The organism is Microbacterium sp. 4-7 (genome assembly GCF_014332665.1).
Classification (GTDB): Bacteria; Actinomycetota; Actinomycetes; order Actinomycetales; family Microbacteriaceae; genus Microbacterium.
Genome location: NZ_MCRH01000007.1, coordinates 84,887 through 106,964 on the forward strand (window position 1 = coordinate 84,887; position 22,078 = coordinate 106,964).

The window sequence follows — 22,078 nt, forward strand, 5'->3', positions numbered from 1 at the left end:
CATGTGGGAGGTGTGGATCCACAACACCCGGTCGGGGTCGCCTGAGCGGCGCATCCCGGTCTCGGCGGCGAGCTGGAACCGCCGGCTCGGCTCCCTCGGGTCAGCGACGCACGCGTTCGTGACTCGAGGGAGCGGCCTGCCGAAATCTCTGATCAACGAGATCACCCGCGGCAACAAGTACACGATCGTGCAGCGCTGGGGTCGGCACTGCGCCTACGCGGGCGTCATCCGCGACGACCGCGCACCGGATAACTCGCCGATCCTTCCCCTCCGCTCGAAGGAGATCCGGGCCGCGCTGTTCGCGGGTCGCCTCCCCCACGGTGTCAACGAGTACACCCCGAATGGCGCTGTCCTGACCCTCACGAACCGGTCCTGGGCGGGCGCTGTCGGGGCGATCCTCGACAAGGGCACGAAGGGTGGCCTCGTCGCCGGGTGGGAGCTGCCGATCGACCTCCCCGCCGACGCCGCTGGCGGGTTCTCCGCCGAGTGGCTGTACGAGGAGGGCCTGTCGATCGGTGACATGTTCAAGCAGGTCGAGGATGACGGCACCGAGACCGACCTCGCGCCCTACCTCGCCGAGGGCGACTACCTCCGCTATGAGACGCGAGTCCAGTCGACGATCAACGTCGGGACGCCGTTCCTACTCCCGTCGCGGGCGCCTGGCTCGATCATCACGAACCTCGAACCCGGCAACGACGTCGAGGTGCAGCGCACCGGCGTGCTCGGCTTCGGCAACGGATGGGGTGCAGACCGCCTCTGGGCGTACGCACCTCAGACCGGCGACGGCATCCGCGACATGCCCGTCCAAGACGTCCAGATCAGCTTCCCCGACATCCACGACCAGACTCGCCTGCAGCGGGCCGTAGATGCCGAGTTCCGCAGACGCAACAACCCGATCCGCCAGTGGGGCCTCGAGCTGCACATCAACACCTACGGCCCCGCGATCGCCGACGTCGGCCGTCTCCTCGACGTGCACACGTTCGGCAGCGACCGCATCCCCGACGGCGTGCACCACCTCCGCAGCATCGGGCTCTCCGGTGACATGAGCTTCAAGGTCACGCCGGAGGTGCATATCTATGGTTGACGACGTCACCGCGAAGCTCGTCACCGCGATCCGCAACCTGCAGAACGACGTGCGACGTCTTCTGTCGAGCCGCGGTCTGGAGAACTCGTCTGTGCGCGGCGGCCGCCTCCGGTTCATCGGCGGGATCCTGCGACTCGACTCTGGCGCGCTTCTCGACCTCATCGGTCAGTGGCGGCTCAAGGGCCCGGGGGCAATCACCGGCGACGTGTACTCCGAGGGTGTGTGGACACAGGTCGGCGACTGGGACTTCACCGGAGACGGTGACCTTGCAGGCGACGTCGACCTCAGCGGGATCTTCACTCTCATTGGCAAGCTCATTGCCGGAGATATCCGCATCGAGGACGGCAATATCTACGTCGGCGCGGGCGCATCACAGATCGTCATCAACGGGGCAGCCGGCACCATCACTGTCGGCGGCATGACGATCGACCCGGCCGACGGCGGCAAGGTCACCTTCCCCGGCGGTGCGCAGCTCCGAGCCGATGTCGGCAACGGAATCCAGATGCAGATCGGGGCAGTGAAAATCTCCGCACAGGCGAGCTTCATCCAGCTGACCATCGGCACGCGGTCGATCACGATCAACTCGAGCGGCATCAGGGCGGATCTCCCCACGGCACCGATCGCGAACTGGCCCGGACGGCAAGTCGGCGACGTCGTATCGAACGCGTCCGGCGACCTGTTCCGAATCGTGGCGTGACCTACGGGCAGAGGCTTGTGACAGCCGCGCCGACGATCGACACGCTGTCGAGATACATCTCACTCTGGGTGTTGCGTTCTTCGCCGTCGATGACGGAGATATCGGTGGATGCCTCGCCCGCAGCGAGTCGCTCGCACGCCTCGTACCCCGCGTCGAGCAGCTGCTCGTCTGTCGCGTCCGGAATGACCGAGGCGTAAGTCCCCTGGATCTCCCGGAAGGCCTTAAGGAAAGCGACTTCGGCAGCGCTCGCGTCAACTTCCGGGGCCTCCGCCACGAGCGGCGCTGCGCCCTCGGCGGACGTGGCGCTCTCGCCCTCCCCGGGTGCTGCGGTTCCGGCGCATCCCGTCAGGGCGAGCGCGGCGAGCAGTGCCAGTGCGGCAATTCGGTTCTTCATCGGTTCCTCCGGACGTAGTTGTCGAGCGCGCGTCGGATGACGTCGCTGATCGTCTCATCGTTCTTCTCGGCCGCGTCCTTCGCTTCGTCCCAGAGCTTCTCTGGAACTCGGACCTGTCGCGGGACCATCGGCTGCTTCACCATGCCTCAAGTGTACATACAAACGTAAATACAAAACAAGACCCCAGGAGGGGAAATGACGCTCGTCACCGTGACCTACACCGCCTGGGACAACAACCGCAAGGTTGTGCCCGCCTCGGCGCAACCGAGGGTCGGGTTTCGCCCGCTGACGACCAGCACTGACAGCGGCCTGATGACCGACCGTGAGGTGTGGGGCACCCTCGACCCCGTCACGGGAGTCGGGTCCGTGCAGCTCGAATCGGTGCCGGGCCTCATCTACCAGCCCTTCATGGACTGGCTCATCGACGACGGTGCCGACGAGCCGACGAACCGCGCCCGCGAAACGTGCGAGTGGGCGCCCTTCCACCCGGCCAACGGCGGACCCATCGACGAACTCCCGGGCGTCGTCCCGGCGTTCGGCGCCTACTACTACGGATTCGGCGACCCGCCGATCTTCCTGCTCATCCGAAATGACGTGCTGTACGTCGACATCTCGGGCAGCGCTGACGGCTTCTGGCAGCCGTGGGTGCCCGAAGGAACGCTCGTGGAGGTCTGAAAATGGTCCTGGTCAAGGCACCCCGCGTCCGGTTCGCCACCGACGAATCAATGGCGACGATCACCAAGGCATCGAACTCCGCCTTCCGCGCTGCTCTCGAGACGGTGCTCGGCACCGTCGCCGCCGGGGTGATCGCGGACAACCCCGCAATCATCGCTGCGCTCGAGGCGCAGTCCGAAGAGCTCGTCGGAGAGGCACTCTCCGAGGCGGGCATTGCCCGGTTCGTCGACCCGTTCATCCCTTCCCCGAACCAGTGGCCGGCAGACTCCGCGTACGCACTGCGCGAGACCGATCGGCTCGGTCGTATGTCCCGCGGCATCCTCGCGAAGGACGGCACACAGCACCTGCCCCTCGCGCGCATCGATCAGCTCATGCTCGGCAATCAACGTTTCGTCACCAAGATCGGCGCCCGGGGGTCAGGTGTCGCGTGGGCAATCACGGACGCCCTCGGCCGCATGTCGGATCTCGCGATCGGCGAAGATGGCCGTCTCCTGCCCCACGTCATCAATCGCATCGCTTCTCTCGTCGGTGGCGGTGGCACGAGCGTCGCGGGCTACGACCTCGGCGTGTGCGCCGGCCAGTCCAACGCTGACGAGGCCGGCTACCTCGTGCTGCCAGCCTTCCGCGAGGAGGACTCGCGACTGTTCGTGTGGGAAGGCGGGCAGATCGTTCCGCTCGCGGCGAGCAAGGTCTTCCTCGGGGCGGAGTTCGTCCGCGCATACGCGAAGCATGCAGCTCGTACAGGCCGCCGCGTCCTTCTCGTCCCGACGGGTGTGGGTTCGATCGGTTTCACCACGACCAGCATCCAGCCGGCACCCGAGGGCTATCGCTACTTCGCGAACGGCACATGGGACAGGACGCTGACCGCGGACACCAAGAACCGGTTCAGCATGATGGTCTCTGCAGCGAACGCTGCACTGGCTGCGGCGGGCCCAGGCTCTCGGATCGTCGCGCTCGTCTGGTCGCAGGGCGAGGCCGACGGCGGTCTGACTCAGGAGCAGTACGCGGCGAAGCTGGACGATCTGATCACGGCAGCACGGACCGCGTGGAACACGCCCACGCTTCCCGTGATCGTCGGCTCGATGACGCCCGAGATGCACTCCGATCACCCCGACTTCGAGCACATCGCCCGTGCGCTCGCAGACACCCCTCGCCGCCTGGAGCGGGTCGGGTTCGTGTGGGGGCCGACAAACGGTCACCGCTACAACCAGACCGTGCACTACTCCTACGCGGGGCAGATTGAACGCGCTGGCCGCATGGCACGCGAGGGATTCATGGAAGCTCTCGCGAACACGGCCACCAACGAGCCGGTCGCCCCGCTGCACATGCGCGTCAGCCGGAGCGGTGGCACGGCCACCGTCGAGTGGGATCGCCCGATGTGCCGAGTCACAGCACTGCTCGCGGAGTTCTCCACGAACTACGACCCCGCCAACCCGACCGCAGCGACATGGACAGCCGCGACGGTCGACACCATGCACGGCTCCCGGGCCACAGCACCCGTTCCCACGGCAACAGCCGTGGCATTCCGCATCACCGTGACCAACGCGGTGGGCTCAACCATGCCCGCAGTGGTGACCGGCTAGGAGGCCGAAATGACGATCGACAACAAGCTGGACATCACCTTCACCGACCCCACCCTGCCGACGATGCCTCACGGTGTCGGCGTGATCCCGGCGGGAGGCGAAACCCCTTACCGGTGGCTCGCCGACGATCTCACGGGCGAAGCAGGATCCCTGGTCACCACGTGGCGCGAGACGAACGGCGCCGGCAACCTCACAGGCGGCGGGGCATCCCTTGCCACGGTCGCCGGGTACAAGTCGGTCGCTTTCGACGGGTCCAACGGCCTGCAGATCGCGTCCGGCTCGCCCCTCCCGTCCTCGCGCGGGACGATCTGCGGCGTGGCGCGTCTCTCTCCGGCGGCGCTCGAGGCGACGCGCTACGGGCTCATCGCACTGTCGTCGAGCGTCAACGTGTCGGACGGGAAGATCTCGAAAGAGACGAGCGGCAAGATGCTGTTCGACCGCATCGGGACTGCGGACGTGAAGGTCGCCTCGGCGGACTCGATCCTCCCGGGCCAGTTCTTCACCTTCGGGTTCTCCCAGCGCACCGCCGGGGCCGTAGCGATGCTCAACGGCGTGAACTTCGCCGTCGGCGCGGGCGATATCGGCGGCTTCGCCCGGTTCTTCCTCGGGACGATCGGCTCCGGCGTCAACTGGCTCGGCAACGTGTTCGAGCTCGCGCTGTGGAACGAGGGCCTCGTCGCTTCCCACTTCACGCAGTTCCACAACGCGATGAAGACCCACTACTCGTTCATCCAGTGAGAGGCGCCCGATGACTCTGCAATTCAGTGACGGCGCGTACAACCTCGCATCCGGCACCCGCGACGCCTTCGGCGCGCTCTCTGACGACCTGGTCGCCGAGGGCTACCCGCCGATGACCTCGCGGTCGGGCGACCGTGAGCCGGCCGATCAGCTGCGGATCTGGTACGAGCGGATGACGCTCACGCCGGGGAATCGCCGCGTGTACGGCACGAAGCGCTGGCAGGGCCGCACCTGGTACCAGATCCATCCGGATTCGGTCGGCATCCCCGACACCAGCAACCACGAGAAGCGGCGCGCGAACGACCTCCGCGCGCCGTACAGCTCGAACACCGCCGCGCACCGGCGAGCCCAGGTGCTCGCGAAGCGTCACAACATCACCTGCGAGGGCATGGGCTTCCGCGAGTGGTGGCACTGGACCTTCTGGGGTCCGCTCGGAACGATCGGCGCCCCGGCATCCGCCGGCGGTGCCAACACTGCACCTGTCCCCGAGGAGGACGACATGATCGCCGCACGAATCACTGACGGCAACGGCGTGAAGCACCACGCCATCATCGGAAACGGTCACCTTCGGCACCTGATTGACGCCGACGACCCCGAGTGGATGAAGAACGTCTGCACCGCCGACGACCGATGGACCGACATCCCGATTCAGCGACTGCCCTCCGTGCTCCGCAGCTTCGCGTGCGATCTGCACATCTGGGACATCCGCGGCGGATCGTTCGTCGTCCTCGACCCGCTCACGGGCATCGTGTCCGTTGGTGCACTCTGGTCGGCTACCAACGCCGGCCGATCGAGGATCGCTCGCGTCGAGGTGACCTCGGCGGAGACGGCCGCGTACATCGCAGAGCTCGCGAGCTGATGCGTGAGCGGCTGCGGCGGTGGGCCGACGACCCGATCGTGATACCCCGAGGATCGATGGTGACGAAGTACGTCTTCACCACGCTCCTGGGGCTTGCGGTCGCGATCGCCACTGCCCCGACGCTGGATCAGGTCACTTCGGCTTCGTACTCATCGTTCTGGGCGCTCGGCATGGTGCTGACCGGCACCGTGGCGACGATCGGCTCCACGCGAAAGAAGTGGTGGCGGATCGAGTTCGCCGGCGCCACGTGCGTGGTTGCGCTCCTCGCCGTCTACGCGTTCGCTCCCGTCGTGCTGATCTTCGGCGGTGACATCGAACGCCTCGCCTACTCGGTGATCGCTCTGGGGTTCCTCGTCTTCCCCACGACCCGGATAGTGACCCTGATCCGTCGAGGGGGGTCCGATGCTTGAGCTGATCTTCCAGTACGTTCTGCCAGGCACGATCGTCTCGCTCCTCGGCGGGTGGTTCCTTCTCGCAGGCAAACGCCGCGAGCGAGTCGCCGCCGACGCCGCTGCTGAGGCCGCGCGCCTCGAGAAGCAGTTCCCCGGCTGGCAGGAGCTGGTCGACGAGAACCGACGCCTGCGCGCGGATCTCACCGCGACTGACGAGAAGCTCTCCGGCATCGAGAACCAGTTGACCGAAGTGCGCAAGGAAGACACCCGCAAGATGCAGGCCGTCGCTCGCATCCTCCGAGCGCTGTTCGACCAGTGGCCGGGAGGCGACACCCCCAACCTCGACCCCGCAGACATCGCGGAGATCGAAGACACCATCCCGCCCGCGTGGATTCGCCGCCGGGCCAGCTGACCTAGGAGGTCATCATGATCGAATTCAATCTCGACGTGGCGCTGGTGATTCAGCTTCTCGTCTCCACCGTTCTCCCGCTGCTCGTCGGTCTCGTCACCAAGACGGTCACCCGCCCAGGGGTGAGGGCCGTGCTGCTCGCCGCCTTCTCGCTGCTCACGTCGTTGCTCGTCGAGCTTGGCGCGGCCATGACGGCAGGCACGACCTACGACATCGGCCAGGGTCTCCTCCTCGCGCTGCCGACGTTCCTTGTCGCTGTCGGGTTGCACTACGGTCTCTGGAAGCCGGTCGGCGCCGCCGAGAAGGCTCAGGAGCTCTTCGACCCGAATGCGATCGTCGTGCCGGAGAATCGCGATCCGAAGCTGCAGCCCGTCGTCGTCAACGTCTACGCCGAGAACGGCGACGCCTCAGAGATCGCGAGCGTCGTCGGCGAGAAGCTTCGCCGCGATCTGATCTGATCACACGCGCCACGCGAAAAGACCCCCACCTAGCCTTCGGGCCGGGCGGGGGTCTTTCGTCATTCAGGACGGACGGTTCTCTACTATTCGTCGAGCTGGGCGACTCTTGCCGCTTCCTCCTGAAGGAGAGCCGTGAGCGAGGGCCCATCGATCCAGCGATTGGCCGCGGCGGATGCCTCCCGCATGGCCACCACCAGCTTTTCGAGATGGACCTCCTTGCCCAGGAACGAGTAAACCATCGTCTCCGGGTCAAGGTGTCTGAGCCACACCACTTTTCCGTGGGCGTATTTCGATGCTTTCGAGCCAATCAGGCTCTCGTAGAGCCCCGAAGTGGTGTCCTTCGAGAAGAACGCGTCGAGCCGGTCGTCGTAGTGCTCAACCGAGTTACGGACGTTGCGACTCATCAGCACGGGATCGGGTCCGATTATCTCTTGCAAGTACTCGCCTCGCGCGATCGCACGTTTGACACGATCCGACTGGTCTGAATCCGGCGGGAACGGCCAGAACAGCTTCGAGGTCTGCGCTGCAGAGGTAAGAATTGCTTGCGCGGCAGCGAATGCACGCAACTGCCAGTCTGGGCCACGGTTAAGAAGCTCCGATCGCAATGACTGATAGGCGATGCTGGCAAAGCTGTACTGGCGCTGGACCTCCAGGGCGTAGAGTTCCGCGTGATGTTGTTCCATCATGCCTCCATGTAGTACGTCACCACGTACTCGGTCTAGCCGTGTTCGAGCTGGGATTTCGTGCTTTAGTGCCGGAGAGACGGTTCATCAAGAGCCGAAAAGCGTCTGTAGGACAACACCCTTCACAGGGGAGTCCTTCCCCGCACCGATGAGCGAGAATCGTTTCTCTTCGAGTCGCCACTTTCCGTTGGCATAGATGCGCGCGTAGATCGATCGCAGCGGTTCGGACTCGAGTAGATCAACGCCCTTCGCGCCCATCTCGAGGACGGTCGCGTTATTCATCGGCCGGTCAAGACCGCGGGTGCGAGCGATGTTGAGCATGAACTCTGGTGGACCCGCGGGCACGTCATCAGGCGTGCCGAACACTGCATACGGTGACAGATTCGACGCGTCGATCGGCCCGCCCAGGACTTTGAGCCGCCCCTCGATGTAGGCCGGCGAGAGATCCTTTGTCGCCCGCCCCGGTTTCCCCTTGTCGTAGGGCATTGCTGCCAGCTCAGGGTTCAGCGCGATGCAAACGTCGTTGACGATAGAGGGCTGGTAGCTGGTCGGATAGGGGAGCTCGTTCTTCGCGGAGTGCGCCAGTGCGACGAGCTTGTTCTGCAGCAGCGGCGCGAACCCCAGCATCTGCAGAGGTCTTCCGGTGCCCCCATGCAGGGCAAAGCGGTAGTTCCCGTAGTGAAGTTCCGAGGCACGCCTGATCGTCGGGTCGGCACCGACGGCTTTCAGTCCACTGACGCCTTGCTCGTAGAGCGCGGCGGCGACCGCTGGGTGCGGGTTTGTGAAGGCCTCGACGATCGCCGGCCAGGAGCGCCACCCGTAGTTGCCTCGAGTCACCTCGCCGCCCATCCCCGTCAGGTTGATGTGCTTGATCGGGTTCCGCACGGACTTTGGCCGGGTCATGTAGTCGTACATGCCAAGGTCTGCGAGACCCCACATCATCAGCGGCGTGGCCTTGTAGGTGCGATCGGAAAGCCTGCCGGCGGTGGAGCGGCCGTTCAGGGTCAGCCCAAATCGCTCCGCGACGAGCGTCGCGACCGCGAAGTCGTCGGCGTGGTGTGGTTGCGTGTTCTGGGTGTTGATCTGCATGTCGCCCGCGATGCCAGCCGCTATCGCGCCTGCGAGAGGCACTCGCGAGTCGTAGCCGCCTGAGAAGCTGAGCGCGGGCTTCCAGTCGCCGAGTTCCATGAACGTCGCCATGGTCCGTGCGATGTTCTCGGCGCTCGTGCGGAGAGCATCCCGGTAGGTCTCGCCTGAGTTCAGGTGCAACCCGTCCATCGCGCCACCGGACGCGGTCGCCGCTGGCGTCTGGCCCAAGCTCACACGAAGCGTCTGACGCGCTGGAACGAATTTGATCTGCTCGACGTAGGTGTCGGGGCTGAGCTGCTGACCGCCGTACACGGCCAGCAAAGCCCGCGAGAGAAGCACCTCTTCGTGAGGCGTGATCCGATCACCCATGTGCTGGCGGAGATCGGTGAGCGCGAGCATGGAATCGGACACGGCAACGTATCCATTCCCCTGGGTATGCACGAGTGGCAGCATCCCGAACGCGTCGCGGGTGAACGTGACGTTTCGTTGATCCCACCGGGCGCGGAGGAACTGGCCGCCGTAGGCCGCTGGGGCGATCAGGTGCTTCGCGGCGTAGGCCTTCCACCCCGTGAGCCCGAACACTACGGAGCCGGTGCGCTCGTCGATCATGTGCCCCTTGAAGAAGGTGGCGCTCGAGACGTCGAGACTATTGCCCAGGTCGTGGCTGACGATCGTCAGAGAAATGCCGGGAGCGACCGCTTGGCTGCGGACTTCGTTTTCTGGAGCCCCGACGGTACTTCGGTGCTTCTCAAGCCAACCGTGGACCGTCGGCTGGGCAGCGTCGTTCGCAACGATGAATATGTAGTTCGACAACGATGCTCCCCCGTGAGCGTCTTGAGCCGACGCAGGCTCTCTCAGATTGCACCCGCGACGACGCGGCGCTCCGGCAAGCATATGACAGGCTCGGGTCAGTCATTCGCCGAGCCGCGGGGATATCGTGCGGGCCTCAGTCGACGAGGTCAGGCTGCCAATCGGCTCGCTTCGCTGTCCACACAAAGTCCGCGTCGTCGTCAGAGTTGGGGCAGCGGTCGTTCGAGCACCGCTTGGGAACGTGAGCACCGTTGAACTCCACGTACACGAGCTCCGAACCACATTGGGCGCAAACGAGATCCATGCACGCCAATATACCGGCACGCACAAGCGCGACGACGCAAGCTGACATGCGATCGGGGCGGGCTGTCGCTCGCTCTCTGGGCACCGATACTCCGCACTATGGTGAGTGCTATGGCGACTCTCCACTACGGTGCAGCGAATGATCCGGTGCACATCGACGATCGTGCGCTAGCGCACCTGAAGGTCGTAATCGCAACGAAGCTCCGCAGAAACGAGAGCTTCACGCTGTCATGGGTGCATCCCGAGGGCGACCCGGTGGGGCGGTCGACGATTTGGATCCACCCGTCAATCCCGCTTCGTTTCACGTTCGAAGACCCGGAGGCTCCGCAGCTCAACATGAGGTGGATCGAGGAGCTCATGCAGTCCGCGAGCTCCACGGGTGGAATCATGCTCGTCGACGAGATGATCGAGACTCCCGAGTCAGAATAAGGATCGAAAGCTAGATCGCACCGCTTAGAACTCCCAGTCCTCGTAGGGCGAGACCGGAGGGGAAACATCGGGTTCTACATGCGTGTAGTGGTCATGCGCGATGACGACGCGGGTGGTGGGTTGAACTAGGACGCTGATGGTCTGTTCTACGCCGGTAAGCGTGACGAAGGCCGGTGCCGCCACGACTGCAGCTTCAATCATCGACTTGACTATGTCGACGTCTTGATCTGCGTGCAAGAAATAGTGTCTATTGTCGATCTCGATCTGGGTCCACACCTGCTCTGTCCTCTCAGCCACCGGCGACGGTATCCGCGTCATACTGGCGAATTTGAGGGGCTTGCATGTAGCTCGAGCAGACGCTACGCGAGGATGACCTCCTGTGCTCCATCCGCGGGCCGCTCGGCAGGTTCCGGAACGAGATATAGGCCAGTCGGGGAGCTGGCAGTCATAGCGAGAGCGTCGGTCCATGCACGGTTGAGTTCGGGCTGGGGCGCATCCGTGTACCTGTACACGATCGAGCTTGCGCCGTGCACCCAGACCGTAACCCGGCCATTTCCTGTGCTGATGTCGTCTTTCCATGTGAAAGCGAAGGGCTCGCCTCGACGCAGTTTCGCGGTAATCACCATCTGGAGGTGCCTGAGCGCCCGGTCGTCGATGTCGACCTTGACGCTGCCTTCGTAGATGAACTTACCCATGTCATCTCCTTCGCGACCGTGATGCGCCACCTGCGAACGATGGAATGGTGCCTGGACTAACCTGGGGTGACTCGCCGGGACACCTACCGGCATCGCTGGGGACTCCGCCGACATGAGACCGAAACGATCAAGGCCTCGTCGCAACCATAGCCGTAAGTCGATCGCAGCGGGGGTTCAGCTGCTCAGGAAGAACCCCCGACCACTCTGGGGAAGTTGCCGGGGGCTTTCTGTCACCGGCCGAACTGGGGACTCGACCGGGGTCCGTTACAGGGTCCGGGCAACGTCCTAACAGGCTATGCCTCGCTGGCCCGGATAACCACCCCAGCTGTGGACACTCCACGCGGGCGGTCGTATCCTGCCTTGAAGAGCACTATGGGCGAGGTGCTGGGGCACTCCTCACCCTGCTCTGGTCGCCCGTCGGCTGAGTTCGGGCCAGAGCCGACGGGCGACACTCTTTGGTCTCGCCCCGGCCCGAGTTTCGGCCACGATGCACCGGGGTGGGCGATAGGGGTGCGGTGGTCGGGCTGCGCGCGGCGGTTCGCGCCGACCGCAATCCACGGCTCCAATCCGGGGAGCTGGCGCAGTGCGGTGCACAGAGTGCGGGTCTCTGCGTCTTCGAAGAAGCCGACCCATGTCCCGACCGACTCTGTCAGGAGGTCGAGCCGATCTCCGACCGCCGCGTAAAGCTCAGCGATTACGGGTGCCGGGTCGGTGCAGTACCGATTGCGGGAGCAGATTGCGTCGAGGGTGATGCTGAGCAGCACGTCGGGCGATAGTCGTCGGGGCATGGCCGGGAGTCTTTCTCCGGCCGAGACCTGTCGAGTGTACGCGCTCGCGCGGACACGATCGAGTGTCGGTGGTCCGTCAGAGGATCGGAACCGTGACGCCTGCTGATCTCCTCGCCTTTGAATCCGCCTACCCACGGCACACACCGACGAAGAACGCCGCGATTCGACACTCGCTCGGATTGTCCGAGGCCCGTTACTACCAGCTGCTGGTGCGCGCGGCAGCGTCGGCGGACGGCATCGCATCCGATCCGATCACGGCGCGTCGGGTGCGGGAGCGGACTCGTAGTTAGTTATTGCCCGTGTTGACGGACCACGATCCGCGGACGACATCCGCGATCGCGACATGCAGTCGCGCGCCATCAGGAAGAGACGCATCCACGAACGGCTGACTGATGTCGACACGGCGCCCTGTCGACTGCAGCATCCGCTCGATGAGATCGCGCAACGACGATTCCGTGAGACGCATCTCGATCCGCTCGGCGACCCCTCCGCGTGCGACGTGGATGCTCTCGGGGCCGTTGAGCCAGATCTCCTCGATCTCAGGGTCGTCGAGGAGCGACTGCAACGGCCCGAAGCCGCTGACCGCCGCGAGCACGTCACGCACGCATGCTGCTTCGTCGTCGATCACCGCCGCGCCCCGCGCCAGCGCCAGATCGTTGAACTTGCGCACCTCGGCCAGCGTGACCGAGCGCGCTGCCGAGGACTCGAACGTCGGGTCCGTTCCTTCGGCGCGGAGCCGCTGACGAACGCGCTCGGCGACGAGGACGGAGGGCTGGATCACCCGAGCATCCTCGCAAGGATCGGGTGACACGCGCCGGAGTTATCCACAGCGGCGGCGGTGCTCCTGCGGGCGGATCCCCAGCAACGCACGATCCCCCGATCAGTAGACTTATCCCAGCGCGCGGGAGTGGTGAAATTGGCAGACACGCAGGATTTAGGTTCCTGTGCCCTAGGGCGTGTGGGTTCAAGTCCCACCTTCCGCACCGATCTGTCGCACCCCCTGCGATAGACGACTTGACCGCCGCACAGCGCACGACGACGGGAAATCCATGCATCACGCCGCTCTCATCCCCTGGCTCGACCCCGCCACGATCATCGGCTCGGCCGGCCCCTGGGCGCTTCTCGTGGTGTGCTTCATCGTCTTCGCGGAGACGGGCCTTCTGGTCGGGTTCCTGCTTCCTGGCGACACGCTGCTCGTGATCTCAGGACTCCTGTCGCACCCGATCGCGGGTTCGGAGCACGGGGTGTTCGGCATCAACGTGTGGATCGTCGCGCTGCTCATCGGGCTCTCGGCGTTCGTCGGCGGTGAGGTCGGCTACCTCATCGGCCACAAGGGCGGACCCGCAGTCTTCGAACGCAAGGAATCGGGCCTGTTCAGCAAGAAGAACGTCGAGCGGACGAACGCCTTCTTCGAGCGTTTCGGCGGCATCACCGTCATCCTCGCCCGCTTCGTGCCGATCGTGCGCACCTTCGCCCCGGTCGCCGCCGGCGTGGGCCACATGCCATGGCGCCGCTACACGCTGTACAACCTCATCGGTGCGATCCTCTGGGGCTTCGGTCTGACGATGTTCGGGTACGCCATCGGCTTCATCCCGCCGGTCGCGCACTTCGTCGAGAGCTACATCGACCTGATCCTGCTCGCTGCCGTCGGCGGCACGGCACTCATCACGCTCTGGCACTACCTGTCCGAGCGTCACAAGGCGAAGAAGGAAGCCGCGGCCGGCGAGGGTGAGACAGACGCCACCGAGGCCGAAGAACTCGCCCTCGACCCCGAGGTCTTCGACCGTGCTCCGGACTTCGACGGAGACGGCAAGCACTGATCTCGGTGCAGAAGAAGGCGCGCTGTCTCAGCCCGCCTTCTTCTTGCTCGGGCTCTTCTTCGTGCTCGCCTTGTCGCCGGTCGACTCCGACCGAGCGGCCTTGGTGCGAGCCACACTGGCGCGCAGCGCCTCCATCAGGTCGATGACCTCACCGCTCTTGGCATCGCCCTCGGCCTCGCCGAAGGTGTCCGCGACATCGAACGTGTCGCCCGCCTCGATCTTCGCATCGATCAGAGTGCGCAACTCCTTCTGGTACTCGTCGACGAACGACTCAGGATCGAAGTCAGCCGAATAGCTGTCTACGAGGGATGCCGAGAGCTCGAGCTCCTTCTTCGAGATCCTCACATCCTCGTCGAGCACCGGGAACGCCGCCTCACGCACCTCGTCGGCCCACAGCAGCGTCTGCAGCACGAGCACCTTGCCACGCACACGGAGTGCGGCCAGTCGGGTCTTCTGTCGCAGCGTGAAGCGCACGATCGCCGTGCGGTCGGTCTGTTCGAGCGTCTTGCGCAGCAGCACATACGCCTTCGGTGACTTGGAGTCCGGTTCGAGGTAGTACGGCTTGTCGAGGGTCAGCAGATCGACCTGGTCGGAGGGCACGAACTCGACGACGTCGATCTCGCGGCTCTTCTCCGCCGGCAGCGCCGCCAGATCGTCCTTCGTGAGCACGACCGTCTGCCCTTCCTCGACGTAGGCGCGATCGATGTCGGCGTAGGCGACGGTCTCGCCGCACACCTCACAGGTGCGCTGGTACCGGATCCGGCCGCCGTCCTTCTCGTGCACCTGGTGCAGCGGCACATCATGGTCCTCGGTGGCGGAATACACCTTGACGGGCACGTTCACGAGGCCGAAGGTGAGCGCACCTTTCCAGATCGTTCTCATGACCCCAGTGAACACCAGCCGCGCGGCTCACGGCCAGTACCTTGACTACGCTGGCGTCATGGTCGCAGAGGCGCAGAACGTGCAGATCGATGGCCGCCGGCTGCGCATCACGAACCTCGACAAGGTCGTCTACCCCGAGACCGGCACCACGAAGGGCGAGATCATCGCCTACTACACGGCGATCGCGCCGCACCTCCTCCCTCTGCTCGCGGGCCGCCCCGTGACCCGCAAGCGCTGGGTGGAAGGGGTGGGGACCGCGGATGCTCCCGCCGACGCGTTCTTCACGAAGCAGCTCGAGCCGGGAGCTCCGGAATGGATCCCCCGACAGCCGATCCGGCACTCGGACGGTCCCAAGGAGTATCCCCTCGTCCAGGACGTTCCCACGCTGGTCTGGCTCGCGCAGGTCGCCGCGATCGAGCTGCACGTGCCGCAGTGGCGCTTCGCCTCCGACGGCATGCCGGGAAAGCCGGATCGGCTCGTCCTGGATCTCGACCCGGGCCCGGGGGTCGGGCTCGCCCAGTGCGCCGAGGTCGCACGGATCGCACGCAGCCTGCTCAGCGACATCGGACTCGATCCGGTGCCCGTGACCAGCGGAAGCAAAGGGATCCACCTCTACGCCGCCCTCCCCGGGCAGCAGACGAGCGCAGAGATATCCGCGGTCGTGAAGGAGATTGCCCGTCTGATCGAGACCGAGCATCCGGATCTCGCCACGAGCACGATGGCCAAGGCCGCGCGCGGCGGCAAGGTCTTTCTCGACTGGAGCCAGAACAACGGCAAGAAGACGACGATCTCGCCGTACTCGATGCGTGGTCGCGCGCACCCCTGGGTGGCGGCTCCGCGCACCTGGGACGAACTCGACGACCCCGACCTCGCGCAGCTCGACTTCGCGACGGTGCTCGAGCGTGCGGGTTCCAGGCAGGACCCCATCGCTCCGCTTCTCGCCGCCCAGGAGGGCCCCCCGGACACCACCTCTGCGCCGGGCCCCCGCGTCGACGCACACGGTGCGAACTCGCATGCGAGCCGCCACCGCCCGCGGACGACCGGTGCGGCACCACTGCCCTCGTCGTCTCCCCCCTCCGTCTCCCCCATGCTGGCCGAGAACGGCACGCCGGCGATCGCCCGCACTCTGAGCTCGCCGTCGTGGGTGGAGGTGAAGTGGGACGGCATCAGGGCCATCGGCACCTGGGCGGACGGACGGATGCTGCTGCATGCCCGCAGCGGCACCGACATCACGGCCCGCTACCCCGAGCTGACTGCCGACGGCGCGCCGTTCCTGCCCGTGTCCGATGCGATCATCGATGGCGAGATCGTCGCCTTCGATGCGCAGGGCAGGCCGAGCTTCTCGATGCTGCAGAACCGCATGCACCTGACCCGGCCCCGCGAGATCGAACGCGAGGTCGTGCGCACGCCCATCGTCTACATGGCTTTCGATCTGCTGCGCCTGAACGGTCACGACCTCAGCACCATGGCGCTGTCGGAGCGACGGACCCTCCTCGAGGAGGTCGTCGCCGACCTCGATGCGCCGGTGCAGGTCCCGCCCGTGTTCGACGATCTCGACGCCGCTCTCGCGGCGAGCGACGAGTTCGGCCTCGAGGGCGTCGTCGTCAAGGATCCGTCCTCGCGGTACCGTCCGGGCCAGCGCTCACCGGCCTGGCTGAAGATCAAGCACACCCGCATACAGGAGGTCGTGATCGTCGGTATCCGCCCCGGCAAGGGCGACCGGGAGGGCACGTTCGGCTCCCTGCTGCTCGCGGTCCCCGAGTCCGGACGGCTGCGCTATGTCGGTCGCGTCGGCACGGGATTCACCGACCGGATGCTGCGCGACCTGCTGAGCCGGCTCGCTCCCCTGCGCACCGACTCCGCGCCCCTCGAGGACGTGCCCGCGCTCGATGCGTCGGATGCGCTCTGGGTCCGACCTGAGCTCGTCGGCGAGGTCGAGTTCGCGAACTGGACCCCGGACGGCGTTCTGCGTCACTCCCGTTGGCGGGGCCTCCGGCCGGATAAGACTCCCGACGAGGTGATCGTCGAGTCCTGACCGTCAGGCGTGGTGCGGTTGGCAGTCGGACTGCTCCGCGGGCTCGATCTGGAAGGTCGAGTGAGCGACGTCGAAGTGGTGCGACAGACACGACTGGAGGTCGCTCAGCAGCTTCGCCGAACGTCCATCGGCGAGGAGAGCCGGGTCGACGCTGACGTGCGCACTGAACACCGGAGCACCGCGAGTGAGCTGCCAGACGTGCACGTCATGCACGCCGACGACTCCGTCGTAGTCGAGGAGGTGCTGTCGGATCTCGCTGACCGCAGTGCCCTGGGGCGCTGATTCGGAGAGCACCGAGAACACCTCGCGGAGCAGCGCGATGGCTCGCGGGATGATGAGCACGGCGATCATGATCGACGCGAGCGCGTCGGCGGGCATCCATCCGGTCGTGACGATCACGATCGCTGCGATGATCACCATCGCCGACCCGATCAGGTCGCCCATCACCTCGAGGTAGGCGCCGCGGACGTTCATGCTGGTGCGCTGCGCGCGGCTCAGCAGCCACATCGAGATGGCGTTCGCGACAAGACCCACGACGGCGACGATGAGCATCAGCCCGCCGACCACCTCGGTCTCCCCCGGGTTGATCAGACGACCGATGGCCTCCACCCCCACCCACCCGGCGAGGAGGATCAGGATGATCGCGTTGATGAGCGCCCCGAACACCTCGGCGCGCTGGTATCCGAACGTGCGGCGGTCGTCGGCAGGTCGGGCGGCGACGGCCGCCGCAATGAGCGCGATCACCAGAGCCGAGGCGTCTGTGAACATGTGAGCCGCATCCGCCAGCAGCGCGAGAGAACCGGTCAGCAGTGCACCCACGATCTGCACGACCATGATCGTCGCGGTCAGTGTCAGCGAGATCGCCAGAAGACGGCGATGGTTCGCGGAGCGGATGCCGCCCGCGGCGGGCGCATGATCGTGCATGTCTCCAGGCTAGACCGGCTCGCACACCCGCCGGCGGGTCTCAGCCCAGTCGGGAATGGTGATGATTCTCAGTAACCGCGGGGCCGTCAGCGCTGGCGAGAGTACTCGAGCACGACGCACCCGTTGTCGAACGAGCGCACCTCGTCGAGACGGAACTGGGTCGGGGCGAAGGGGTGGCTCGCCATCGGGATGCCGGACCCCGCGATCGTCGGGTACTTCTTGACGATGAGGCGATCGATCTCGTCGAGGAGCACCCCGGCGAGCCCGGCCCCACCCGCGAGGTAGATGCCGAGGCCGGGTTCCGCCTTGAGCGCGCGGACCCGCGCGACAGGATCGGTGCGCACGATCTCGACGTTGGCTTCGCCCGGATCGTCCAGCGAGCGACTGAACACGACGGTCCGCAACTGCGAGTACGGGTCTGTGATGCCGACCTGCAGTGCGGGTTCGTAGGTCCGACGCCCCATCACGACGGTGTCGAAGCGGGTGACCGCTGCGCTTGCGCCGCCCCGCGCCGCGCGCACATGCGCAGGCTGGATGTCGGGGAGTTCCGTGCCGAGAGCGTCGGCGAACGCAGCGGTCACGGGGAAGAAATCGACCTCGTCGTCCGGGCCGGCGATGAATCCGTCGAGCGTGACGCCGACGTAGTAGGTGAGTTCTCGCATGTCGTCAGAGTAACCACTACGCATGAAGTACGTCAACCGTAGTGAATGCCGCCGACTCAGAGAGCGGCGAGCAACGGCAGCAGTTCCGCGAACGCGCGCGCACGGTGCGACTGCGCCTGCTTCTCGCCGGCAGTGAGATCGCCGACCGTGCGCTCCGCCCCCTCGGGCTGTCCGTCCGGGACGAAGATGGGGTCGTAACCGAATCCGCCGCCTCCGGATGCTTCGCGCGCGAGACGTCCCGGCCAGTTCCCGACGACCACGTGCTCGGCTCCGTCCGGAGTCACGAGCGCGATCGTCGAGTTGAAGTGAGCAGCGCGGTGAGGATCCGCGACGTCGCGCAGCTGGTCGAGCAGCAGCTCGAGGTTCGCCGCGGCATCCTTCTTCTGCCCCGCCCAATAGGCCGAGAAGACACCGGGCGACCCGCCCAGCACGTCGACGCAGATGCCGGAGTCGTCGGCGAGCGCCGCGAGTCCCGTGTGCGCCGACGCGGCGCGAGCCTTGATCAGCGCGTTCTCCGCGAACGTGACGCCGTCCTCGACGGGCTCCGGTCCGTCATACGCGATGATCTCGAGATCAGGGCGAGCGGATGCCACGATCTGTTGGAACTCCGCGACCTTGTGCGGATTGTGCGTGGCGAGGACGACCTTCATCAGCCCGCGAGCGCCTTCAGCTGGTGATCCTTCAGGTCGGCGCAGCCCGCGACGCCCAGGTCGAGCAGGGCGTCGAGCTCGCGCTTGTCGAACGGCGCTCCTTCAGCCGTGCCCTGCACCTCGACGAAGAGCCCGCGGCCCGTGACCACGATGTTCATGTCGGTCTCGGCGCGGACGTCCTCGACATATGCCAGATCCAGCATGGGCTCGCCGTCGATGATCCCGACCGAGATCGCAGCCACGGAGTCGAGCAACGGCGTCGCGTTCTTGCCGATGAACTTCTTCTCGCGTCCCCACTCGATCGCATCTGCGAGGGCGACGTACGCTCCGGTGATCGCGGCGGTGCGGGTGCCTCCGTCGGCCTGCAGCACGTCGCAGTCGATCACGATCGTGTTCTCACCCAGCGCCTTGGTGTCGACCACTGCGCGCAGAGCACGGCCGATCAGCCGCGAGATCTCGTGCGTGCGCCCGCCGATGCGCCCCTTGACGCTCTCCCGGTCGTTGCGGCTGTTGGTCGCACGGGGCAGCATCGAGTACTCCGCCGTCACCCACCCCTTGCCCTTGCCGGTCAGCCAGCGAGGAACGCCATTCGTGAATGATGCCGTGCACAGCACCTTGGTTCCGCCGAAGCTGATCAGAGCCGAGCCCTCGGCGTGGCTGCTCCACCCGCGCTCGATCGTGATCTCGCGGAGCTGGTCGGTGGAGCGGCCGTCGGCGCGGACGATGCTGGTCATGGGATTCCTTCGGTGGAGGCGGATGAAGCGGATGCTGCGGTCGGGCTACTGTCCGGGGACAGGCTCCGGAAGCGTGATGACACCGGTCTGCACGAGCTGCACGTCGCGCACCTCCCGGCCCATCAGGCGGTTGGCGAGGGCGGTGAACTCGGTCGTCGAGTCCCCCGTCGCCTCGTAGACGTACGTGGCCGTGGCGTCGGGAGACGCGAGAAGATCGCCTCGCACGAGCTGGCGATAGACATCCCCGGCGGTCTCGTCATCACTCGAGACGAGCGTCACCCCCTCCCCCATCACGTAGCTGATCGCGCCACGCAGGAAGGGGTAGTGGGTGCAGCCGAGAACGAGTGTGTCGACATCCGCCTCGCGGAGCGGCGCGAGGTACTCCTCGGCGGTGGCGAGCACTTCAGGCGTGCCGGTGATGCCCCCCTCGACGAACTCGACGAAGCGCGGGCACGCCGCGGTGAAGACCTCGAGCCGTTCGTTCACCTCGAGCATGTCCTGGTAGGCGCGGGAGCCGATCGTCCCCACGGTGCCGATGACCCCGACGCGGCCGTTGCGAGTCGTCGACACGGCTCGTCGCACTGCCGGGCCGATCACCTCGACGACCGGAATGTCGTAGCGCTCTCTGGCGTCGCGCAGCATGGCCGCCGATGCCGTGTTGCAGGCGATCACGAGCATCTTGACGCCCTGGTCGACCAGGGAATCGAGCACTTCGAGGCTGTAGCGCCGCACGTCCGCGATCGGCTTGGGGCCATAGGGCGAGTGAGCCGTGTCGCCGATGTAGACGAACGATTCCCGGGGCAGCTGGGCTCGGATGGCCCGGGCCACCGTGAGTCCGCCGACACCGGAGTCGAAGATTCCGATCGGGGCGTCGTTCATGACTACCCAGCCTACCCGCGTGCGGCGCGCGTCACGCTCAGCGACCCGGACGGCTCCCCTCACTAAGCTGAGCGGATGACGACGTCCACGGCGCTTCTGACCGATCGTTACGAACTGACCATGCTCGCCGCCGCACTGCGCGACGGCACCGCATCACGGCCGAGCGTGTTCGAACTGTTCTCACGCAGGTTGTCGGGAGGACGACGTTTCGGAGTCGTCGCCGGTACCGGTCGGCTCCTCACGCTGCTGCGACAGTTCCGCTTCGAGGATGACGAACTGCGATTCCTGCGTGAAAACCAGGTGGTGGATGCCGAGTCCCTGACCTACCTCGAGAACTACCGCTTCACCGGCTCCATCCGTGGCTACCGCGAGGGCGAGCTGTACTTCCCCGGCTCCCCCATCCTCACGGTCGAGGGCAGCTTCGCCGACGCTGTCGTGCTCGAGACCCTGGCTCTCAGCGTGCTCAACCACGACTCCGCCGTCGCCACCGCCGCCTCCCGTATGAGCATCGCGGCGGGCGAGCGTCCGCTGGCCGAGATGGGCTCTCGACGTGCCGCAGAGCAGTCCGCCGTCGCAGCCGCGCGCGCGGCCTACATCGCCGGTTTCCGGGCCACGAGCAACCTCGAGGCCGGACGACGCTGGGGTATCCCCACCATGGGCACGGCCGCGCACTCCTGGACCCTGCTGCACGAGACCGAAGAGGAGGCGTTCCGCTCGCAGATCGACTCTCTGGGAACCGGCACCACCCTGCTCGTCGACACCTACGACATCCGCGCCGGGGTCGAGACGGCCATCCGCGTCGCAGGTACGGGACTCGGCGGCGTGCGGATCGACTCGGGTGACCTGCCGATCGTCGCCGCCGAAGTGCGGGCGCAGCTCGACGAGCTCGGTGCGACCGGAACACGCATCACGGTCACGAGCGATCTCGACGAGTATGCGATCGCCGCGCTGGCCGCGTCGCCCGTCGACGCTTACGGCGTGGGCACGTCGGTGGTCACGGGATCCGGATACCCCACCGCGAGCATGGTCTACAAGCTCGTGGCGCGACAGGACTCGGACGGCGCATGGATCGGCGTCGCGAAGGCGTCGACCGACAAGGCATCTCACGGCGGGCGCAAAGCAGCGTTCCGCACCCTCGTCGACGGGGTGGCGGAGGCAGAGACCGTCGTCGTCTCCGACGGATTCGAGGAACTCGACACCCCGGCCGAGCATTCGGACGGGCGGGCGCTGCAGACGACCTTCGTCGAGAACGGCGAGATCGACGACTCGTTCGAAGGACCCGAGGGAACGGCCTCCGCCCGAGCGCACCATCTGCGGGTGCGGGAGGAGCTTCCGGTCAGAGCGCTCGCCCTGAGCAAGTCCGACCCGGCGATCCCCACCGTCTACGTCGACGCGAGCTGACGCGG

At 66.1% G+C, this 22,078-nt stretch carries 27 protein-coding genes and 1 tRNA gene; 15 read left to right on the forward strand and 13 right to left on the reverse strand.

Features of this window, described 5'->3' with window-relative positions; all coding sequences use genetic code 11:
• The first annotated feature begins 1 nt into the window (after position 1).
• Both BEP68_RS14985 and BEP68_RS14990 read left to right on the forward strand, forming a co-directional pair.
• Positions 2–1,084 carry a hypothetical protein gene (locus tag BEP68_RS14985; protein ID WP_187250463.1) on the forward strand — a complete coding sequence of 361 codons (1,083 nt, stop codon included), beginning with the start codon at positions 2–4 and terminating at the stop codon, positions 1,082–1,084.
• Complete coding sequence (locus BEP68_RS14990; RefSeq protein WP_187250464.1) at positions 1,077–1,781, forward strand: hypothetical protein; 705 nt, start codon at positions 1,077–1,079, stop codon at positions 1,779–1,781. The genes BEP68_RS14985 and BEP68_RS14990 overlap by 8 nt, the downstream gene beginning before the upstream one ends.
• 1 nt (position 1,782) lies before the next feature.
• On the opposite strand, the gene BEP68_RS14995 is transcribed toward BEP68_RS14990, so the two are convergent.
• The gene (locus BEP68_RS14995; protein ID WP_187250465.1) at positions 1,783–2,175 is read right to left on the reverse strand and encodes a DUF732 domain-containing protein; all 393 of its coding nucleotides are present in this window, start codon (positions 2,173–2,175) and stop codon (positions 1,783–1,785) included.
• On the reverse strand, positions 2,172–2,318 hold the full coding sequence (locus BEP68_RS15000) for a hypothetical protein (protein ID WP_187250466.1): 147 nt from the start codon (positions 2,316–2,318) through the stop codon (positions 2,172–2,174). Before BEP68_RS15000 ends, BEP68_RS14995 begins: the two co-directional genes overlap by 4 nt.
• A gap of 52 nt (positions 2,319–2,370) precedes the next feature.
• On the opposite strand from BEP68_RS15000, the gene BEP68_RS15005 reads away from it, so the two are divergent.
• Genes BEP68_RS15005 through BEP68_RS15035 form a run of 7 tightly spaced genes read left to right on the forward strand, consistent with a single transcriptional unit; the run spans position 2,371 to position 7,289 of the window.
• Positions 2,371–2,850 carry a hypothetical protein gene (locus BEP68_RS15005; RefSeq protein WP_187250467.1) on the forward strand — a complete coding sequence of 160 codons (480 nt, stop codon included), beginning with the start codon at positions 2,371–2,373 and terminating at the stop codon, positions 2,848–2,850.
• A gap of 2 nt (positions 2,851–2,852) precedes the next feature.
• Positions 2,853–4,433 carry a sialate O-acetylesterase gene (locus tag BEP68_RS15010; protein ID WP_187250468.1) on the forward strand — a complete coding sequence of 527 codons (1,581 nt, stop codon included), beginning with the start codon at positions 2,853–2,855 and terminating at the stop codon, positions 4,431–4,433.
• A gap of 9 nt (positions 4,434–4,442) precedes the next feature.
• Entirely contained in the window at positions 4,443–5,171 is a 729-nt protein-coding gene (locus BEP68_RS15015; RefSeq protein WP_187250469.1) for a hypothetical protein, read from the forward strand.
• 10 nt (positions 5,172–5,181) lie between these two features.
• Positions 5,182–6,030, forward strand: coding sequence for a hypothetical protein (locus BEP68_RS15020; RefSeq protein ID WP_187250470.1), 849 nt, complete (start codon positions 5,182–5,184; stop codon positions 6,028–6,030).
• A gap of 59 nt (positions 6,031–6,089) precedes the next feature.
• Positions 6,090–6,440 (forward strand): hypothetical protein, encoded by a 351-nt coding sequence (locus BEP68_RS15025; RefSeq protein WP_187250471.1) that lies wholly within the window; start codon positions 6,090–6,092, stop codon positions 6,438–6,440.
• Positions 6,433–6,834 carry a hypothetical protein gene (locus BEP68_RS15030; RefSeq protein WP_187250472.1) on the forward strand — a complete coding sequence of 134 codons (402 nt, stop codon included), beginning with the start codon at positions 6,433–6,435 and terminating at the stop codon, positions 6,832–6,834. Before BEP68_RS15025 ends, BEP68_RS15030 begins: the two co-directional genes overlap by 8 nt.
• A gap of 14 nt (positions 6,835–6,848) precedes the next feature.
• Complete coding sequence (locus tag BEP68_RS15035) at positions 6,849–7,289, forward strand: hypothetical protein (protein WP_187250473.1); 441 nt, start codon at positions 6,849–6,851, stop codon at positions 7,287–7,289.
• An 83-nt stretch (positions 7,290–7,372) separates the two neighbouring features.
• On the opposite strand, the gene BEP68_RS15040 is transcribed toward BEP68_RS15035, so the two are convergent.
• Entirely contained in the window at positions 7,373–7,972 is a 600-nt protein-coding gene (locus BEP68_RS15040) for a hypothetical protein (RefSeq protein WP_187250474.1), read from the reverse strand.
• Positions 7,973–8,059: 87 nt separating this feature from the next.
• On the reverse strand, positions 8,060–9,874 hold the full coding sequence (locus BEP68_RS15045) for a hypothetical protein (protein WP_187250475.1): 1,815 nt from the start codon (positions 9,872–9,874) through the stop codon (positions 8,060–8,062).
• 411 nt (positions 9,875–10,285) lie between these two features.
• Between BEP68_RS15045 and BEP68_RS15050 the strand changes: the two genes are divergently transcribed.
• Entirely contained in the window at positions 10,286–10,603 is a 318-nt protein-coding gene (locus BEP68_RS15050) for a hypothetical protein (RefSeq protein ID WP_187250476.1), read from the forward strand.
• Between the two features lie 24 nt (positions 10,604–10,627).
• On the opposite strand, the gene BEP68_RS15055 is transcribed toward BEP68_RS15050, so the two are convergent.
• Complete coding sequence (locus BEP68_RS15055) at positions 10,628–10,879, reverse strand: hypothetical protein (protein WP_187250477.1); 252 nt, start codon at positions 10,877–10,879, stop codon at positions 10,628–10,630.
• Between the two features lie 83 nt (positions 10,880–10,962).
• On the reverse strand, positions 10,963–11,298 hold the full coding sequence (locus BEP68_RS15060) for an ATP-dependent DNA ligase (RefSeq protein WP_187250478.1): 336 nt from the start codon (positions 11,296–11,298) through the stop codon (positions 10,963–10,965).
• A gap of 880 nt (positions 11,299–12,178) precedes the next feature.
• Between BEP68_RS15060 and BEP68_RS18455 the strand changes: the two genes are divergently transcribed.
• Entirely contained in the window at positions 12,179–12,376 is a 198-nt protein-coding gene (locus BEP68_RS18455; protein ID WP_187250479.1) for a DUF3263 domain-containing protein, read from the forward strand.
• Here the strand turns inward: BEP68_RS18455 and BEP68_RS18400 are convergent.
• Entirely contained in the window at positions 12,373–12,867 is a 495-nt protein-coding gene (locus BEP68_RS18400; protein ID WP_187250480.1) for an ATPase, T2SS/T4P/T4SS family, read from the reverse strand. The genes BEP68_RS18455 and BEP68_RS18400 overlap by 4 nt on opposite strands.
• 120 nt (positions 12,868–12,987) lie before the next feature.
• On the opposite strand from BEP68_RS18400, the gene BEP68_RS15075 reads away from it, so the two are divergent.
• Positions 12,988–13,069: transfer RNA gene (locus BEP68_RS15075), tRNA-Leu, on the forward strand.
• Positions 13,070–13,135: 66 nt separating this feature from the next.
• Positions 13,136–13,906, forward strand: coding sequence for a DedA family protein (locus BEP68_RS15080; RefSeq protein ID WP_187250481.1), 771 nt, complete (start codon positions 13,136–13,138; stop codon positions 13,904–13,906).
• A 27-nt stretch (positions 13,907–13,933) separates the two neighbouring features.
• Here the strand turns inward: BEP68_RS15080 and BEP68_RS15085 are convergent, their stop codons facing one another.
• On the reverse strand, positions 13,934–14,788 hold the full coding sequence (locus tag BEP68_RS15085) for a Ku protein (RefSeq protein WP_072591524.1): 855 nt from the start codon (positions 14,786–14,788) through the stop codon (positions 13,934–13,936).
• Between the two features lie 58 nt (positions 14,789–14,846).
• On the opposite strand from BEP68_RS15085, the gene ligD reads away from it, so the two are divergent.
• The gene (gene ligD, locus BEP68_RS15090) at positions 14,847–16,823 is read left to right on the forward strand and encodes a non-homologous end-joining DNA ligase (RefSeq protein WP_187250482.1); all 1,977 of its coding nucleotides are present in this window, start codon (positions 14,847–14,849) and stop codon (positions 16,821–16,823) included.
• 3 nt (positions 16,824–16,826) lie between these two features.
• Here ligD and BEP68_RS15095 read toward each other — a convergent pair whose 3' ends face one another.
• The 5 genes from BEP68_RS15095 to murI all read right to left on the reverse strand — a co-directional run bounded on the left by BEP68_RS15095 (position 16,827) and on the right by murI (position 20,672).
• Positions 16,827–17,747: a cation diffusion facilitator family transporter gene (locus BEP68_RS15095; RefSeq protein WP_053096956.1), complete on the reverse strand. Its 921-nt coding sequence runs from the start codon at positions 17,745–17,747 to the stop codon at positions 16,827–16,829.
• 86 nt (positions 17,748–17,833) lie between these two features.
• Positions 17,834–18,409, reverse strand: a complete 576-nt coding sequence (locus BEP68_RS15100) for a dihydrofolate reductase family protein (protein ID WP_187250483.1) — start codon at positions 18,407–18,409, stop codon at positions 17,834–17,836.
• Positions 18,410–18,465: 56 nt separating this feature from the next.
• Positions 18,466–19,059: an RdgB/HAM1 family non-canonical purine NTP pyrophosphatase gene (gene rdgB, locus BEP68_RS15105; protein WP_187250484.1), complete on the reverse strand. Its 594-nt coding sequence runs from the start codon at positions 19,057–19,059 to the stop codon at positions 18,466–18,468.
• Positions 19,059–19,793, reverse strand: a complete 735-nt coding sequence (rph, locus tag BEP68_RS15110; protein WP_042536503.1) for a ribonuclease PH — start codon at positions 19,791–19,793, stop codon at positions 19,059–19,061. The genes rdgB and rph overlap by 1 nt, the downstream gene beginning before the upstream one ends.
• Positions 19,794–19,838: 45 nt before the next feature.
• Positions 19,839–20,672 carry a glutamate racemase gene (gene murI, locus BEP68_RS15115; protein WP_053096961.1) on the reverse strand — a complete coding sequence of 278 codons (834 nt, stop codon included), beginning with the start codon at positions 20,670–20,672 and terminating at the stop codon, positions 19,839–19,841.
• 75 nt (positions 20,673–20,747) lie between these two features.
• Here murI and BEP68_RS15120 point away from each other — a divergent pair, with 75 nt between their 5' ends.
• Positions 20,748–22,073: a nicotinate phosphoribosyltransferase gene (locus BEP68_RS15120; protein WP_187250485.1), complete on the forward strand. Its 1,326-nt coding sequence runs from the start codon at positions 20,748–20,750 to the stop codon at positions 22,071–22,073.
• Positions 22,074–22,078 lie beyond the last annotated feature (5 nt).

Excerpts from the sequence above, each read along its gene's own strand:
- BEP68_RS15010 (WP_187250468.1), top strand. The coding sequence starts at position 2,853 with ATGGTCCTGGTCAAGGCACCCCGCGTCCGGTTCGCCACCGACGAATCA.
- BEP68_RS14995 (WP_187250465.1), bottom strand. The coding sequence starts at position 2,175 with ATGAAGAACCGAATTGCCGCACTGGCACTGCTCGCCGCGCTCGCCCTG.
- BEP68_RS15050 (WP_187250476.1), top strand. The coding sequence starts at position 10,286 with ATGGCGACTCTCCACTACGGTGCAGCGAATGATCCGGTGCACATCGAC.
- rph (WP_042536503.1), bottom strand. The coding sequence starts at position 19,793 with ATGACCAGCATCGTCCGCGCCGACGGCCGCTCCACCGACCAGCTCCGC.
- ligD (WP_187250482.1), top strand. The coding sequence starts at position 14,847 with ATGGTCGCAGAGGCGCAGAACGTGCAGATCGATGGCCGCCGGCTGCGC.
- BEP68_RS14990 (WP_187250464.1), top strand. The coding sequence starts at position 1,077 with ATGGTTGACGACGTCACCGCGAAGCTCGTCACCGCGATCCGCAACCTG.
- BEP68_RS15040 (WP_187250474.1), bottom strand. The coding sequence starts at position 7,972 with ATGGAACAACATCACGCGGAACTCTACGCCCTGGAGGTCCAGCGCCAG.
- BEP68_RS15060 (WP_187250478.1), bottom strand. The coding sequence starts at position 11,298 with ATGGGTAAGTTCATCTACGAAGGCAGCGTCAAGGTCGACATCGACGAC.
- BEP68_RS15120 (WP_187250485.1), top strand. The coding sequence starts at position 20,748 with ATGACGACGTCCACGGCGCTTCTGACCGATCGTTACGAACTGACCATG.
- BEP68_RS15080 (WP_187250481.1), top strand. The coding sequence starts at position 13,136 with ATGCATCACGCCGCTCTCATCCCCTGGCTCGACCCCGCCACGATCATC.
- BEP68_RS15030 (WP_187250472.1), top strand. The coding sequence starts at position 6,433 with ATGCTTGAGCTGATCTTCCAGTACGTTCTGCCAGGCACGATCGTCTCG.
- BEP68_RS15005 (WP_187250467.1), top strand. The coding sequence starts at position 2,371 with ATGACGCTCGTCACCGTGACCTACACCGCCTGGGACAACAACCGCAAG.
- BEP68_RS15100 (WP_187250483.1), bottom strand. The coding sequence starts at position 18,409 with ATGCGAGAACTCACCTACTACGTCGGCGTCACGCTCGACGGATTCATC.
- BEP68_RS15000 (WP_187250466.1), bottom strand. The coding sequence starts at position 2,318 with ATGGTGAAGCAGCCGATGGTCCCGCGACAGGTCCGAGTTCCAGAGAAG.
- BEP68_RS14985 (WP_187250463.1), top strand. The coding sequence starts at position 2 with ATGTGGGAGGTGTGGATCCACAACACCCGGTCGGGGTCGCCTGAGCGG.
- BEP68_RS15035 (WP_187250473.1), top strand. The coding sequence starts at position 6,849 with ATGATCGAATTCAATCTCGACGTGGCGCTGGTGATTCAGCTTCTCGTC.
- BEP68_RS15015 (WP_187250469.1), top strand. The coding sequence starts at position 4,443 with ATGACGATCGACAACAAGCTGGACATCACCTTCACCGACCCCACCCTG.
- BEP68_RS15085 (WP_072591524.1), bottom strand. The coding sequence starts at position 14,788 with ATGAGAACGATCTGGAAAGGTGCGCTCACCTTCGGCCTCGTGAACGTG.
- rdgB (WP_187250484.1), bottom strand. The coding sequence starts at position 19,059 with ATGAAGGTCGTCCTCGCCACGCACAATCCGCACAAGGTCGCGGAGTTC.
- BEP68_RS15095 (WP_053096956.1), bottom strand. The coding sequence starts at position 17,747 with ATGCACGATCATGCGCCCGCCGCGGGCGGCATCCGCTCCGCGAACCAT.
- murI (WP_053096961.1), bottom strand. The coding sequence starts at position 20,672 with ATGAACGACGCCCCGATCGGAATCTTCGACTCCGGTGTCGGCGGACTC.
- BEP68_RS15020 (WP_187250470.1), top strand. The coding sequence starts at position 5,182 with ATGACTCTGCAATTCAGTGACGGCGCGTACAACCTCGCATCCGGCACC.